This window comes from Rheinheimera baltica DSM 14885 (genome assembly GCF_000425345.1).
GTDB lineage: Bacteria > Pseudomonadota > Gammaproteobacteria > Enterobacterales > Alteromonadaceae > Alishewanella > Alishewanella baltica.
This window is the reverse complement of the sequence record NZ_AUDG01000001.1, coordinates 218,617-233,572: the sequence shown is the minus strand read 5'-3', so window position 1 is coordinate 233,572 and position 14,956 is coordinate 218,617. Positions and strand designations below refer to the sequence as shown.

General features: G+C 49.4%; 12 protein-coding genes. 3 read left to right on the top strand and 9 right to left on the bottom strand.

Annotated features, from left to right (window positions below):
* Together H595_RS23755 and H595_RS0101115 are read right to left on the bottom strand one after the other, a co-directional pair.
* Positions 1 to 189, bottom strand: a 189-nt coding sequence (locus H595_RS23755; protein ID WP_027669521.1) for a helix-turn-helix domain-containing protein, incomplete at its 3' end; no start/stop codon positions are given.
* 362 nt (positions 190 to 551) lie between these two features.
* Positions 552 to 1,052, bottom strand: a complete 501-nt coding sequence (locus H595_RS0101115) for a hypothetical protein (protein ID WP_156885897.1) — start codon at positions 1,050 to 1,052, stop codon at positions 552 to 554.
* Positions 1,053 to 1,394: 342 nt separating this feature from the next.
* Here H595_RS0101115 and H595_RS24240 point away from each other — a divergent pair, with 342 nt between their 5' ends.
* The gene (locus tag H595_RS24240; RefSeq protein WP_169338531.1) at positions 1,395 to 1,568 is read left to right on the top strand and encodes a hypothetical protein; all 174 of its coding nucleotides are present in this window, start codon (positions 1,395 to 1,397) and stop codon (positions 1,566 to 1,568) included.
* Here H595_RS24240 and arfA read toward each other — a convergent pair.
* The 5 genes from arfA to H595_RS24350 form a co-directional block, all read right to left on the bottom strand.
* On the bottom strand, positions 1,518 to 1,763 hold the full coding sequence (arfA, locus tag H595_RS23750; RefSeq protein WP_037053303.1) for an alternative ribosome rescue factor ArfA: 246 nt from the start codon (positions 1,761 to 1,763) through the stop codon (positions 1,518 to 1,520). The genes H595_RS24240 and arfA overlap by 51 nt on opposite strands.
* Positions 1,764 to 1,873: 110 nt before the next feature.
* Complete coding sequence (locus H595_RS0101105) at positions 1,874 to 2,215, bottom strand: FKBP-type peptidyl-prolyl cis-trans isomerase (protein ID WP_027669519.1); 342 nt, start codon at positions 2,213 to 2,215, stop codon at positions 1,874 to 1,876.
* A 49-nt stretch (positions 2,216 to 2,264) separates the two neighbouring features.
* The gene (locus H595_RS21455; protein ID WP_051219693.1) at positions 2,265 to 3,194 is read right to left on the bottom strand and encodes a substrate-binding periplasmic protein; all 930 of its coding nucleotides are present in this window, start codon (positions 3,192 to 3,194) and stop codon (positions 2,265 to 2,267) included.
* Between the two features lie 107 nt (positions 3,195 to 3,301).
* Positions 3,302 to 4,321 (bottom strand): DUF1996 domain-containing protein, encoded by a 1,020-nt coding sequence (locus H595_RS21450; protein ID WP_205623143.1) that lies wholly within the window; start codon positions 4,319 to 4,321, stop codon positions 3,302 to 3,304.
* 11 nt (positions 4,322 to 4,332) lie between these two features.
* Positions 4,333 to 4,470, bottom strand: coding sequence for a hypothetical protein (locus H595_RS24350; protein WP_205623142.1), 138 nt, complete (start codon positions 4,468 to 4,470; stop codon positions 4,333 to 4,335).
* A gap of 424 nt (positions 4,471 to 4,894) precedes the next feature.
* On the opposite strand from H595_RS24350, the gene H595_RS0101085 reads away from it, so the two are divergent.
* Positions 4,895 to 7,531, top strand: a complete 2,637-nt coding sequence (locus H595_RS0101085) for a glycoside hydrolase family 16 protein (RefSeq protein WP_240474803.1) — start codon at positions 4,895 to 4,897, stop codon at positions 7,529 to 7,531.
* Between the two features lie 26 nt (positions 7,532 to 7,557).
* Positions 7,558 to 10,557 (top strand): TonB-dependent receptor, encoded by a 3,000-nt coding sequence (locus H595_RS0101080; protein WP_027669517.1) that lies wholly within the window; start codon positions 7,558 to 7,560, stop codon positions 10,555 to 10,557.
* 304 nt (positions 10,558 to 10,861) lie between these two features.
* Here the strand turns inward: H595_RS0101080 and H595_RS0101075 are convergent, their stop codons facing one another.
* Together H595_RS0101075 and H595_RS0101070 are read right to left on the bottom strand one after the other, a co-directional pair.
* Entirely contained in the window at positions 10,862 to 13,426 is a 2,565-nt protein-coding gene (locus H595_RS0101075; RefSeq protein ID WP_156885896.1) for a glycoside hydrolase family 3 protein, read from the bottom strand.
* Complete coding sequence (locus tag H595_RS0101070) at positions 13,423 to 14,706, bottom strand: sugar MFS transporter (protein WP_027669515.1); 1,284 nt, start codon at positions 14,704 to 14,706, stop codon at positions 13,423 to 13,425. The genes H595_RS0101075 and H595_RS0101070 overlap by 4 nt, the downstream gene beginning before the upstream one ends.
* Positions 14,707 to 14,956 lie beyond the last annotated feature (250 nt).

Sequence of the window (14,956 nt, the reverse complement as noted above, 5' to 3'; positions counted from 1 at the left end):
ATACGTCTTGAAGGGGTCAAGTTTTGAAGCCCGATCAGCACGTTCACTATAGGCTGGCGTTTTAGCAATATCCCGCAGATACTTACGAACAGTATTGCGTGATACATGTAATGTTTTGGCGATAGCACGAATGCTTTGGCCTTGTCGGTGCAACACATGGATTTCCACTAATAACTCCTGAGTCAGCATTAAAATTACACCGCCTTAATTCAATTAATGTCGGCGGTAATTTTGCCTCAGGTGGGTCAATTTTAAATTGTCGTTAGTGGGTCAGTTTTACATTGCCGGTGACACTTAACTTTGATGGTCCTTCTAAAATGCAAGAACTGGTAATATTGACTTGTTTAGAGTGGTAACTTGATAAAGCTAAGGTTGTAACCTTTATCTGCTAATTTACAACTAGCCTCGACACGGCCAGCCACATAATCACCAGCACCGTAACTGGCAGCGTGATCAGCCCCAGATTGGTAAAGCTTATATGGTAAAACTGCACCAGCGCCTGCTGGCGCGGTGTTAAAGCAGTACCGGCGCTGCGCTTGGCTAGCAGCCGCTTACCCTTTCGAACTATCGCTTTTCCTTTGTGCTTCTTGCTGCAAAAACTGCTGTTTTGCCTGCTGTTGTTTTGCTCTGGCGTTCAGGTGAGTTGCCAGTTGGTGCGTTTCATCCGGCGTGCCGCGGACGATAATTTGCCTTGCATCATTATCGAGGCAGAGGGTTTCATCTTTGCTCCATGCTGTCATGGTTATCCGGTTCGTCAATAGCGTAAAAGCCGGGCATTCCTGATAACCTGCATACTCGGCTTTATTATGCCAGTAGGCGTTAATGGCAAAATTACCTATAACTACCAGAACCAGACCTGTTAGCACACCGATTGCTGTCAGCTTGCCGTTATTGGCTGATAATGTTTGCCGACGCAGCCCCCGCCAAAGGCGGTTTGCGGCATAGCCTGTCATAAATATCAGGGCCAACAGCGCCCCCGGTAAGTAGCCATGAAAGCTGCTTAAAACGATAAGTGGCTTTGCGCTGTTAACTTCCGCAAACTGGGTTTGCACTGAGTAAAGTAGTGTCCAGCAGCCCAAAATCAATAGCATGTTAAATAGAAGTAAAGCGATAGCGTGTTTAAGTACAGATAACACTCTTAATATTTAACATCTTGTTTGTTTTTTTAGCATGTGGCGCAGTGTGAGGTATATTCGCTGAATCGACAACCTTTCGAGAGAAAAAATGCATACTCCTGTTCAGTTTTATATGGCGGTACCGGAAGACCTATTTCGTTAGGCCGAAAAACCACTGCACGATATGCCGCACTATTCATATCTGGAAAAGCTGAAGCAGTTGGAAACAGCTGCAATTCCAAGTTTCCTGAGCGTGCCTAAATCTGAGGTAAGTTAGTTATGTTCTCAACGGTTGAATTACGCCATATACGTTTATGTCTTACAAAACAGCTTGCTGCCGGGCGTCCTGAGCTTGTAAAACTGGATGAAGATAGCGACGAATATATGGAAAAGGCGAATGACTTAATGATGCTGGATCGCATTATCGCCAAGATTGACCGCGAGCAAGCCTGAGCGGGAAGATAGTTTACGGTTGGCCAAAACAATAAGGGCGTAATCTTTTGAATTACGCCCTTTGCGGTTGTATGAGCCTTTGCCTTTCTTCGCCTTTACCACCTTGGTTTGAAACAATTTACTGGTGACTAACGCCTTTATCGCATTATCGCGGATCTCGCCGCGGCCATGCTCGGCTGCTGCTGGTTTACTCATCTTGCTACTCCTGTTGAAAAAACGCGCAAAGTGTAACGGCGAGATTAGGCTAGTGCAAGTGCAATAAGTTCAGTTTAAGTTACCAGGGTAATTAGCGCCTGCTGGCGCTATCAATCATCCCGGGTTAGTACTTCCAACAGTTCAATTTCAAAAATTAGGTTACTGTTTGGTGGGATCATGCTGCCAATTTGCCGCTCGCCATAGGCCAGTTCTGCCGGTACCCAGAGTTTGCGTTTACCGCCGGTTTTCATGCCTTTTAAGCCTAAAATCCAGCCCTGAATCACCCGGTTGTTGCTCAGCACTATTTGAAACGGCTCGCCGCGTTTGTAGGACGAGTCAAACTCGGTGCCATCTTCTAACCAGCCGCGGTAATGTGTGGTGATAAGCGCACCGCGTTCGGCAGCTTTGCCGGTGCCTTCTATTAAATTTTCAATTTTTAGTTCGGGTTGCATAACGGGTTCTTTTGTTGTTTTGCCAATGCTGTAATCTTTAATGGTGGCTTTATTGCTTACTGGCGCTGTTATCCGGTAACGGATACCACATCTCGGGCCGCAGTAATGGCACACCTGCCGGTAGTAACGGATTTTGTAGTTTAATCACCCGCCGGCCGGCGACATTGAGTTGCTGCAGTACGTCGCCGTAGTAGCGCTCGAACAGCTGGTTTAGCTGGCCACTTTGCTGGGCGTGTTCTAAACCGCAGAGCAAGGCGTCGGCCAGGGCGTTGTTGTCTTTGGCAACGTAATAGTAAGTGGCGGTGGGGTAATACAGCAGAATATGCGGGTCTATTTGCAGGTTAAGTTCGGCATGTTCTGCCTGATTTTGCTGTATTTCCAATACTGACCGTGGAAAATAGTCGATGCGGCCTTTGTCGAGCATTTGATACAGGCTTTCTAACGTGCTGGCGGCTTCGACATTAAAGTCGTTTGCCCGCAATATAGCCGTGTCGCTCCAGCTGATAAATTGCCCGACTCGAAGCCGAGATAAGGCTGCTAAGCTATGAGCGTTTTTCAGTATATTGGGTTCAGCGCTGCTAACCAGCGCGATACGTAACCCCATTAAACCACGTAAAATAGGAAAGGGTATTGCGCGGTAAGTATTGATGCGCTCGTTGCTGGCGCTGCCGTACATTACATCAATGCCCTGGCCCGCGTTCATCAAATCAAAGGCACGTTTTTTCGGTAAGTCCAGATCAGACGGCTGCACTGCATACTGCGTAGCACAAGGGTAACTTAGTGCCAGATGTAGTAAGTCAGTGTAATAATCCTGCCGCAGTTTGCCCGGGTAATAAACCGGCGTAATGGCCTGACTCTCTGCCGCTTCTGCGCCAGACACTGGCACAGTAAAAAGCAACGATAGTACCAGGTAACAGCGCGATAAATAACCGCGCCGGTAAGCTTGCGGTTGGTGTAAGAACGATATTAGCCGTTGCACAACGCCATTCGAATTTAGAAATAAGATGGTTAGTATGCACCAATTTGGTGTTGTGCTCCATGGCAAAACTGAGGCCATCAGCGTTATATATGATGGCTTTTTTCAGACTAGTACCCTAACCCTTTATTAACGATAGGTGGCTCAGTTTGGCTACCAGCGCGGGTGCCGGTTAAGCGGTAGCCGTTGGCAAGGTTACCGTCGTGGCAGTCCAGCCGTTGGCGGATGCAGCCATCCAAAATAGCTTGCAAGGCTTCCGGGTGCCAGGCGTTAAACCAATCGCCGTGTAATGACATACCACCAGGGGTACTGCTGCTTACGTCATACATATCAGAAGCAAAACGCCAGCCGCGGCTAGAGCGGCTTTGTGGATCGTACACTTCGGGTTTTACACCGTAGGCATAATGAAAACTAACCCGGATAATCGGCACCGGGTGGCTGGCTGGGCATACTGTGCCATTGGGGCCGCCATTATTAACCGGATACGCTAAATGGCTCTTGTGATCATAGGAATCCAGATCGGTGCCATTCCAGCAACTGGGGAAGAAAATATCCATCCGTAACCGATCGGGTGCCAGACACTCTGGAATGCTGCTGCTCCAGCGTGGGTTGGTGGCATCATTTGACTCCCAAGACTGACAATGCCAGCGCACTATCGAGGTATCCTGCTCCATGCCTGGCATACCCATATGGTTACCGGCAATCATTTTTAACCCCAGCGGGATTGGTTGAATAGAGGCCAGGTCGTCGACGCCGGCTGAGTAATAAAATATCTCATGCGCTTCATCGTCGTTGCCTACGACGGCAGGCACGATTTTCCAGGCTGGCTCGCCGTTATTATCAAGTAAACGCTCACCGCTGGTGGGTTCGTAAGACGGTGCCAACAGGGCCGGCACCCAATAGGCAGAACGATTCAGCTCGTTGCCCTGACAGCTCGACTCGCCGGTGGTGAAGAGTGAAGTAAGATTACTGTGCTCATCCAGCAGGGTGTTGCCATAAAAACGATGCAGGTGGGCGGCATCGCGTTGGCCAGGGTAAACGATAGGGTCATTGTAGCCGGAATGCGACAAATCGCAGTTGATGCGCAGTATGCCACGCCAGCTATTGTCGGTTGTGGCGGCTGGTTGCACCTGTGTTGCTATTAAATCCGGGTGCACGGCGGCGCTGTGGTCGTACTTGAAGTGGCATCGTCGGTCGGTGTATCTGTTGACATACTGCCACCACAGCCAGTTAAAAACGCTACTATCGCAAAAGTCAGTACTTGTTTGTCAGTGTTCATCTTTTAGTTCCTGTTAATTTGAATGCCAGTCATTTTTATCTCGTGCCGTCCCAATTTCGGCGGTTTATGGTGCTCGCTGGCTGAACGGATAAGTGTAAAACAGGCGATGTAAATAAGTGTCAAGCTAGCGCAAGAGGCGCGTAAAGTGAGGTTGTGGCAGCTCAGCGATATGCTGCACCATAATCTGGCAAGGTGGTTTTATTATTCATTTTATTGGTGCGCGCTTATTTGTTGAAATTTAATGGGAAAGTCATTTTTTTGTCATATAACGCCCTACTTTGGGTCAGCTTTTTGCTGCATTGCTATTGACGGTTGAAATTTAATCATTTAGCTTTTGGAAGCGCTTACATCTTTCTTGGCATCTTGCTTATGGTGTTGGCGCTTCAGTCAGCAGATAGCAATGACCCAGGGGATGACTATAAAAATGAAACAACTTACAACGTTAACCGCCTTACTAATGGCGGCAGGCCTGGCCGGATGTGGTGGTGATACTGCTACCACGACCAATTTAACGGCGGTTAACCCAGCCGAGCCGGTAAGTGACTGGCAACTGGTCTGGAGTGACGAATTTGACGGCACCAGCATTGATGACGACAAATGGACGCATGAAATAAATTGCGCCGGCGGCGGTAATAACGAAAAGCAATGCTATACCGACAGCCCGGACAATTCGTTTGTGTCAGGCGGCACCCTCAAAATTGTTGCCCTGCCAGCTGAAGATGGCGCGGTGCAGCCTTACACCTCAGCTCGGTTAAATACCAAGTACCAGGGTGACTGGAAATATGGTCGTTTTGAAATGCGTGCTAAGTTGCCTTCTGGCCAGGGTAGTTGGCCGGCGTTCTGGATGCTGCCTACTGATTATGTTTATGGTGAATGGCCTAAATCTGGCGAAATCGACATACTGGAAGCGGTTAACCTCAAAGTAGCGGGTGAAGATGGCGTGGCCGAAGCTAACGTTCATGGCACCCTGCATTATGGCCGCGCCTGGCCGGACAATGCCAGTTCTGGCAAGGCCTATTTATTACCAGATGGCGCCAATCCGGCTGATGACTTCCATACCTATGCCATTGAATGGCAGGAAGGCGAAATTCGCTGGTATGTCGATGGTTACCTGTTTCAAACCCAAATGGCATCAACAGTGCGTTTTAACAGCCGGGGCGAAGCGGTTGGCCTTAGTCATCGTGGCTGGTTCACTGAGAACTTTGATATCATCACTGGTGAACTTAAAACGCAGTGGAGCAGTGCCCCTTTTGACCAGCGCTTTCACTTACTGCTGAATCTAGCTGTAGGTGGTAACTGGCCTGAGAACGTTAATAATCTGGGTATTGATGCAGACGCTTTTGCTGATGGCCAAATCTATGAGATTGATTATGTGCGGGTATACCAGTGCGGTCAGGATCTGGACAGCGGCAAAGGTTGTGAAACTGTTCGTGCCGGCTATAAAGATGAAAACACACTAGTAGAAGGCAAGGCACCCATTCCTTCGCCACCATCAACAGGTGTGGCACAAAATTTAACTATTTTCGAAGATATGCCTAATCCAAACTGGCCTGCCTGGGATTGTTGCGGTGGTTCTACCCCGGCGCTGATGGAAGTTGAGAGCCGTGGTAATGTGTATGAGTTTGTTGTCAATGCCCAGCCTACCGTAAATGGCTTTATTACCCGCTCTGCCTTTATTACTGATCCGGCAGGGGTGCCCAGCCCTTTTGACGCCTCGCCGTTAATTGAAAACGGCAGTGTCAGCTTTGATATGCTGGTCGTGTCGGCGCCGTCAAACCCAGCCTCAACCTGGGTGTTTAAAGTAGAGAGCAACGAGAATACCACAGCCGCCGAACTGCCTATTACCGCCAGTAGCGAGGGCATTGCACCCGTTACCGGTCAATGGCAAACCTACACCTTCCCATTGCAAATGCTGGCTGACGCCGGCCTGGATTTATCGGCTATTGATGTGGTGATGATTTTTCCAGCCTGGGATACCGGTAATGGTGCCGTTTATCAGGTCGATAACGTAAAAATTGCTCAGCCTGATGGTGCATCACCAGCGTTAACCATTTTTACTGACGAGCAAAACCCAGCCTGGCCAATGTGGGATTGTTGTGGTGGTACTACCCCGGTTGAAGTAATGGACGATGAAGCTCATGGTCTTACTGCTGAGTTTTCTATTGGCGCTTCGCCAACAGTAATGGGCTTTAACACTCGCTTGCTTGAGGCCGCAGCAGAGCCATTTGATGCGTCTGCTTTACTTAGCGAAGGTGTCGTGCAATTTGACATGAAAGTGGTAAACGCGCCGACCAACCCCGATTCCAGCTGGATGTTTAAAATTGAAGCCGATGGTGCCGCGTCAGCCGTTGAGTTACCGTTAAGTGCTGGTAGCGCAGGCCAGGAACCTGTTACAGGCCAGTGGGCAACTTACACTTTCAGCATTCAAAGTTTGTCTGATGCGGGTCTGGATATCAGCGCGATTGATGTGCTGATGGTATTCCCTGCCTGGGATACCGGTAATGGTGCAGTGTACCGGCTGGATAACGTTCGGATTTACAACCCTAACGCCCAAAGTGCAGGTATGTTATCGCTGTTTCGTGATGCGGTGAATCCGGACTGGACGCTATGGGATTGCTGTGCTGGTTCAACTCCTCAGGTTGTCGATGCCGGTGCGCCTTATGGCAATGTGGCACAATTTTCAGTGCTTGGCTCGCCAGAAACCGTACAGGGTATTTTAGCCAACGAAGGCGTGTCTTTTGATGCAACAGCTTTGCTGGCCAGCGGTAGCGTCAGTTTTGATATGCGGGTCGTTGATGCGCCTGCTAACCCGGATTCTACCTGGTTATTTAAAATTGAATCTACCGGTGCATCTAGCGCAGTAGAGTTGCCATTAGCTAGCGGTAACAACGGCGAGGCACCAACAACCGGCGAGTGGGCAAAATATCGCTTTAGTCTGCAAAGCCTGTTTGACGCTGGCTTAGATATCAGCGACATCAACGTGATTATGGTGTTTCCTGCGTGGGGCACCGGACAAGGTGCAGTTTATCAAATTGATAACGTTGAAATTTCTAATAACTAATTCAGTGCGACGAGAGTAAAACCATTATGAAACCAACATTATTTAATAAAAGCCCGGTTGCCATTGCGGTATCAGTCGTACTGACCACTGGCCTGTTAATGCCGTTGCAAGCTCAGGAAACAACAGATGAACAGGCACAGGAAGCAAAGGTTGAGATTATTCAGGTTAAAGGTATTCGCGGTAGTTTAGCGCGTTCAATGGACGTGAAACGCGAAGCCTCGGGCGTGGTGGATGCCATTTCAGCAGAAGAAATGGGTAAGTTTCCCGACACCAACCTGGCTGAGTCGTTGCAGCGTATTACCGGGGTATCGGTAAGCCGGGCAAACGGTGAAGGCAGTCAGATTACCGTAAGGGGCTTTGGTCCTGAATTTAACCTGATTACGCTCAATGGCCGTCAGATGGCCGGAACGGGATTTTCACGGTCATTTAACTTCGAAAACTTATCTTCCGAGGGCGTCAGTGCGTTAGAGGTCTACAAAACTGCCCGGGCCGATGTGCCAACAGGCGGCCTTGGCGCAACGGTCAATATTGTTACCGCAAAACCGCTGCAAAACCCAGGAGAGCGTTACTCTTTTATGGCGAAAGGCCTGCATGACTCCTCGAATAAAGCCGGCGACGATGTGACACCTGAATTTGCGGGTATTTACAGCAATACCTTTATGGATGAGCGTTTTGGTGTTACCGCAAACTTCTCCTTTCACCGCAGAGATTTCCAGCGGCAGTCGGCTAATGTCCGCTCCTGGCAGTTAAACCCTTCCTTGTCGGTGGATGAGTCGGATATTGTGGATGGCCGACCAGTAGATGCCAACGGCGCGGTCATTCCCCGCTTCTGGGCTCCCGATGCTAACGGCGATTTACAACCTGTTACGGCAGCATTCTTTCCTCAGGAAATCAGTTTCGCCCGCGATGATATTCAGCGTGAGCGAACCAATGGTCAGGTGACCTTTCAGTTTGCAGCAACGGATAATGTGATATTGACTTTGGATCACACCATTTCCAACGCGGTAACTGGCAATAACTCGCTGTCCTGGGGGGTATGGAACGGTTCTTTCGGCGGCAACGCTAATGCCTATGAGTTGGATGAAAATGGCACGGCGATTTATTACAACTCATCCGGCGATGATGGCTCTTTTACGGGGTTCAGGGAAACGAGCGAAGTCGACTCAAAAGCTACTGGCTTTAATGTGGCGTGGGCATTTTCTGATGCATTAAGCTTCAACTTTGATGCACACACGTCCAAAACCACCACAGACAATGGCATGGATAAGGGCTTGGGGGCACAGGCTCGGGTTATTTTAGGGTCGGCTGCACTGTCATCCAAGGAATATCTTTTCCGCGACGGTGATGTTCCTGGCTACAACATTAAATGGCAAAATGGCAGCAATGAACTTAGCCCGAATGAAATAGGCTCGAACTTCAGTATATTCACCCGCACACCGGGTGAGTCGGAAGTGACGCAGTATCAATTTGGCGGTGAGTGGCTGCCCGAACTCGGATATGGCCTGGTGGGTGTTTCATTCGGTGCGGCTTACACCGAGCAATCGCTGAGCGGCTCTGGCGGCTCCAACAACGCAAATGCGCCAGGTTTTAATAACGGCACCTTTGCTGAGATATTCCCGGATAGCATGTTTACCCGTGTTGACTTGAGTAACTTCCTGGATGAATTTTCCTTCGGCTCAGCGGGTGTATCGCCAGGCTATGCCTATACCTTTAATATCGATGAAGCCATCACCCGGCAACTGGCCGCGCTTACTGAAGATGTGCTGGGCTCTGACGCCTACGAGATTGGCACCTTCGACAGCTTTCCGGTAAATCGTATCGAAGAAGAAACGGTCAGCCTTTATGTATCAACGGCGTGGGAATTTGAAGTAAAAGGCTACTATGTCGACGTAAACCTTGGTCTGCGATATGAGGAAACCGACATTGTCAGCCCGGCTAAGAGCCGCGTGCCAGAATATGTCTATTGGGCCGGCGGGTCAGAGTGGCTAACGCAGTTTGCCAGTGGCGGCGAGTTTGTTGAGGTTGATTTCACCGGCAACTATGATCTACTGCTGCCGATGTTGGACCTGAAAGTGGATATTACCGATGACTGGGTGGGGCGCTTCTCGGCAGGCAAAACCATTACCCGGCCCGGCTTGGGGCAAATGCTTGGCAACCTTAGCCTGACGCCTTCACCTAAGATAGGCGCCAGAAGTGGTAGTCGCGGCAACCCTAATCTGAAGCCGTTTGCGTCAACCAATCTGGATATCTCATTAGAGTATTACTATGCCGAGGCGAGCTACGCCGCCATAGGCCTGTTCTGGAAAGATGTTGATGATTGGATCGATAACTCACAAGTCACCACTACCTTCGAAGGCTTGCATGACGTTTATCAGGGCCAGCGTTGGAACGCTGCGGTGGCCGCTATCGAGGCACGTGGCGAGCAGGCCACCGACGGCGCTATTTACAATGAAATTGTTGCCAACGGTGTGGGGTTAGGTGAAAACAACCGTGTGTTACCAGACCCTAATACGGACCCGTTGATTGCCTGGACAATTAACTCACCTGAAAACGTCGGTGTCAGGAAGGTAAATGGCGTGGAGCTTGCGGTGCAACACCTGTTTGGCGACAGCGGATTCGGTACCGGTATAAACGCCACACTGGTGGACGGTGATGTAGAGTACGATAACTTCGTGCTGATGAATCAGGCTGTTCTGCCCGGCCTAAGTAACTCGGCTAACTGGCAGCTGTTCTACGAGAAAGATGGTTGGTCGATCAAGTTAACAGCGGCATGGCGTGATGAATATCTGGCCGGAACGGGCCAGCCAGACACCACCGATTCGCCGCCTAATTATGCTGAAGAATTCCTACAGTGGGATTTAAGCGTTAACTACAGCATTAATGACAACCTGACCGTATTCTTCGAAGGCATTAACCTGACCAACGAAACCGAGCGTAACTTTGGCCGGTTCGAAAGACAGTTCTTAAGTGCTGCTCAATACGGCCCACGGTATGCCATTGGGGTCAGATACGCCATGGGCAATTGACCATAGTCAAGACTGTTTGATAACGAAAGTACCCGGCTAGCCGGGTATTTTTTTGCCCGGAATAGGCGTAAAGGTTAAAGCAATACAATAGCTGCAAAGTTATGCCATACGCGATAGGCTGGGTGAGGCCTGCAGATGCTTACTGCGCCAGCTTTGAGTAACATATCCTTTTTCCGTTTCAGCTTACTCGGCATCCCTGCAGCTGTAATGTAAGCGCACCAGTCTCTTGGTCTGCGCTTGCTCTTCTAAGCATACAAAAAGGGCGCCTGCTGGCGCCCTTTTTAACATAAAGTGATATTGCAAATTACTGGCAAGCGACGGCGCTAAGCTCAGTGTTGTTGGTTACCGGGCTAATTCGGGCGTCAGCCAGGCTAAGGGTTAACGCACCACTCGTTTCAATAGCCAGCACTTTAGAAACCTGCCTTAGGTTCATGCCTTGCTGCTGCAAGCAACTTAAACTCACTGCTAATGGCTGCCATGCATCTTCTGGCATACTGGTTAGCGCTTTACTAATATTAACCTTGCCGCCACAGTTATTTCCACAAGCCATGCTCAGGGTCACGTTGGCGGGTATGTCACCCAGGCGTTTAACCAGCAGCGTAAGCTGACTATCAGTTTCAGTATAGGCTCTTAAGTCCCGCGGAAACGTACTAATAAAAGCTAAAGCGGCATTGCTGCTGCCGTCCAGTTCAAAGCGGCGTGCGTCTTCCTGTACGTCTTTATCAAAGGTGCGGCTACTAATAGCTCCCAGCTGCTGAATACTACTGACAACGGCGGCATTTTCAGTACCACTTTGCAGTTGTAGCTGCCATGGTGAGCGCGGGGCGCGTTCAAAAATAACTAAGTCTGACAGCTGGGTTGTTTGCTCTATTTGCTCTGGTAAATCAGCGTTTAGCACATTGCTTTCGCCATAACGTAAACCAAAACCATAGGGCAACAACGGCTGATAATTGGCATCGCCAACGTTTACCACAGTCTGCTGTGGGCTGGCAGGCCAGGAAAACGATAACTTGCCATGGAAATCATATTGAGGGGAACCGTCAGCGTTAGTCAGAATGACATCTGCGACGCCCTCACCTTCACTACCTGGCAGCCAAATAGCGACAAAGGCATCCGAAGCATTGAGTTCAGGATTTACCCACATTGGACGGCCGCTGATAAACAGCGACACCACTGGAATGCCATCGGCTTTTAGCTGTTTTAGCAGCGCCAGATCGGTTTTGTTACCGCGCTGGTATTCCAGGTTATCAATGTCGCCATTACCCTCTGCATAGGGTTCTTCGCCAAATACCACTATAGCGGCATCGGGTTTTTGTTGGTAGCTGCCATCGCTGGATAACTCTACTGAGCCGCCAGCCGCCTCTACCTGGCGCTTTATACCGGCATAAATAGAACTACCGCCCGGAAAGTCAGCATTATTGTTGCCGGTACCCTGCCAGCTTATTGTCCAGCCACCTGCTTGCTGGCCAATATTGTCTGCACCCGGGCCGGTAACTAATAAGCGCTGCCCTGGGTTTAACGGCAATAGCTGGTTGGTGTTTTTCAGCAACACTAACGATTGTCGCACGGCGTCGCGTGCAACCGCTCGGTGTTCTGCCGAGCCAATTAATTCCGTTTTACCTGCCAAGGGGCGCTTAGCCGGGCTGGCTTTATCAAATAAACCTGCGCGCTTTTTAACCCGCAAGATGCGTCGTACGGCGTCGTCAATTCTGGCCATGCTAATGTCACCGGCTTCTACCTGTGCAATCAGGTTGTAGTACAGCGGCTTCCAGGCTTGAGTGGGTACCATGTAAATATCCAAGCCGGCATTTGCCGCTTGAGGGCAGTTGTCGTTAGTACAGCCAGGTATTTGCCCATGGCCGTTCCAGTCACCAACAATAAAACCATCAAAACCCATGCGGTCTTTCAGCACATCAGTTAGCAGGTGTTTATTGCCATGTACTTTACTGCCGTTCCAGCTGTTGAATGACGCCATCACAGACTGAGCCCCCGCTTGCAAACCGCCCACATAGCCTTGGGCGTGAATATCAAACAACTGCTGCTCTGTTACCTCGGTGTTGCCTTGATCAACGCCTCCCGTAGTTCCACCGTCACCGACAAAGTGCTTTACGGTGCTAATAACCTGCTCGTCACCTAGAAAATTTTCACCTGCTGCACCTTGTAAGCCGGTAACAATAGCGGCAGCGTAATCGTGGACTATTTTAGGTTGTTCCGAGTACCCCTCATAGGTGCGGCCCCAGCGATCATCACGCACAACCGCCACAGTTGGTGCAAACACCCAATCAATGCCGGTAACCATAACTTCACGGGCAGTAACTTTGGCTATTTGTTCAATTAACGCCGGGTTATTCGCTGCACCTAAACCGATGTTGTGCGGAAATATGGTGGCGCCAATCACATTGTTATGGCCATGTACTGCATCGGTCCCCCACATGGTGGGAATGCGACTGCCATCAAGGCTATCATCAATAGATGCCTGATATAGTGCATCGGCCAGGGCAATCCAGTCGGCAGGTGTGGCGTATTTATCATCATTCGGAAACGCACCGCCGCCATTCAGATAGGAGCCAAAACCATACTTACGCATATCTTCAACACTGATATCGCGTATTTCTGGCTGGATCATCTGGGCGATTTTTTGTTGCAAGGTCATTTCTGCTAACAATGCAGTAATTGACTGCTCCATCGCTAAATCCTGTGGTACCGGCAAGGTGAGTTTGGGCCAGATATGGTTCTCTTTAACATCTTCACTGCTCTGCTCGGTGGCTGCCTGCTCCGGTGCCGGTTTTGAGCAGGCTGCGAGTAGCAAGCCACTACTTAGTGCCAGTAATAAGGGTTTAAGATACATTGGTTTTATTCGTAACATCATAATGCTTCCTTAGCCACAGCAGCTTGAGCGGCTATTTCACGTGGCTTGCAGCCATTCAGCCCGTAAAAGGCAATGTAGATATAACACAGTAACGGCAGGATAAATGCTATCTGCACCCCAAAGCTGTCGGCAAACACGCCTTGCAGCAACGGCAAGATGGCACCACCAACAATTGCCAGACATAAAATACCCGAGCCCTGGCTGGTATATTGTTTTAATCCGGTAATGGCTAAGCTGAAAATGGTTGGGAACATAATAGAGTTACACAGGCCTACCAGGAGTAACGACCACATTGCCAGTTTACCGGATGATAAAATGGTTAATGCCAGCAGCAAAACAGCACAAACTGCATTAAAGGCCAGTACTTTGCCTGCGTTGACTTTTTGCATAACCACCGCACCAATAAAGCGGCCAACCATTGCACCACCAAAGTACCAGGCAATATAATGTGAGGCGGCTGCTTTTGACATACCGCCAATTTCTGCCATTGATAAATAACTGACTAAAAAGCTGCCAATACCGACTTCTGCGCCAACATAGACAAAAATGCCTAGTGCGCCCAGCATGAGATGCCGCTGTTTCCAGGCTTCACCACCCAGAGGTAAAGCTTCGGTGGGGTCTTTTTTGCCCATAGCAGGCAGTTTTAATAAGGCGAAAGCTATGGCCAATACAACAAGTGCGGCGGCCAAAATTAAATAAGGTAACTGAACGGTCGACTCCGTGACGACACCCGGCTCGGGTGCATCCATACCACCAAAAATCAGCCAGGCACCAAAAAAGGGTGCCACGGTGGTTCCCAGTGAGTTAAAAGCCTGGGTCATAGTAAGGCGGCTAGAGGCGGTTTCAGCTTTGCCTAGTACGCTAACGTAAGGGTTGGCGGCGACCTGTAAAATAGTGATGCCAGAAGCTAACACAAACAACGCCAGTAAAAACATGGCGTACACATGAGCAGAGGCCGCTGGCACAAACAACAAACAGCCTGCACCTGCAATCAATAAGCCGGTCACAATGCCAGCTTTATAGCCTATTTTGCTCACCAATATGCCAGCGGGGACAGAAACAATAAAGTAGGCGCCAAAAAAGCAGAACTGAATTAGCATGGCCTGGGTGTAGCTTAAATCGAATAACATTTTTAAATAAGGTATTAAAATGTCATTCAGACAGGTAATAAACCCCCACATAAAAAACAATGAGGTAAGTGCGGTAAGTGCAAAGCGATAATTGGCTTGCCCGCCACTGGCGCTAAGGCCAGCCGTTGCTTGAATTGGTGTTGCTGCCATCTTGTCCCCCTGGGGTGAATAGTGTTTTTTATTGACGTGCTACTATTGGCCGTCTGGTGTCATGTAAGCGCTTTCATGTATAGCATATATCAAACAATTGGTAAATTTTTTGTCGCTTATTAGCTTACTACTTTAGAGTGGTAAGACGTCATTGTTGATCGTTCAAAATTATTGGCTTTATTAGGCTGTATAGCGGCTCGTTGGCAAGTAAGGCAGTTAAGAGGCGGCGGACAAATTTTTAAACCAAAGT

What these genes read in the sequence shown, in the direction of transcription:
- H595_RS0101075 (WP_156885896.1), bottom strand. Translation starts at nt 13,426, where the DNA reads ATGATGTTACGAATAAAACCAATGTATCTTAAACCCTTATTACTGGCA.
- H595_RS24350 (WP_205623142.1), bottom strand. Translation starts at nt 4,470, where the DNA reads ATGAACACTGACAAACAAGTACTGACTTTTGCGATAGTAGCGTTTTTA.
- arfA (WP_037053303.1), bottom strand. Translation starts at nt 1,763, where the DNA reads ATGAGTAAACCAGCAGCAGCCGAGCATGGCCGCGGCGAGATCCGCGAT.
- H595_RS0101070 (WP_027669515.1), bottom strand. Translation starts at nt 14,706, where the DNA reads ATGGCAGCAACACCAATTCAAGCAACGGCTGGCCTTAGCGCCAGTGGC.
- H595_RS24240 (WP_169338531.1), top strand. Translation starts at nt 1,395, where the DNA reads ATGTTCTCAACGGTTGAATTACGCCATATACGTTTATGTCTTACAAAA.
- H595_RS0101105 (WP_027669519.1), bottom strand. Translation starts at nt 2,215, where the DNA reads ATGCAACCCGAACTAAAAATTGAAAATTTAATAGAAGGCACCGGCAAA.
- H595_RS0101085 (WP_240474803.1), top strand. Translation starts at nt 4,895, where the DNA reads ATGAAACAACTTACAACGTTAACCGCCTTACTAATGGCGGCAGGCCTG.
- H595_RS0101080 (WP_027669517.1), top strand. Translation starts at nt 7,558, where the DNA reads ATGAAACCAACATTATTTAATAAAAGCCCGGTTGCCATTGCGGTATCA.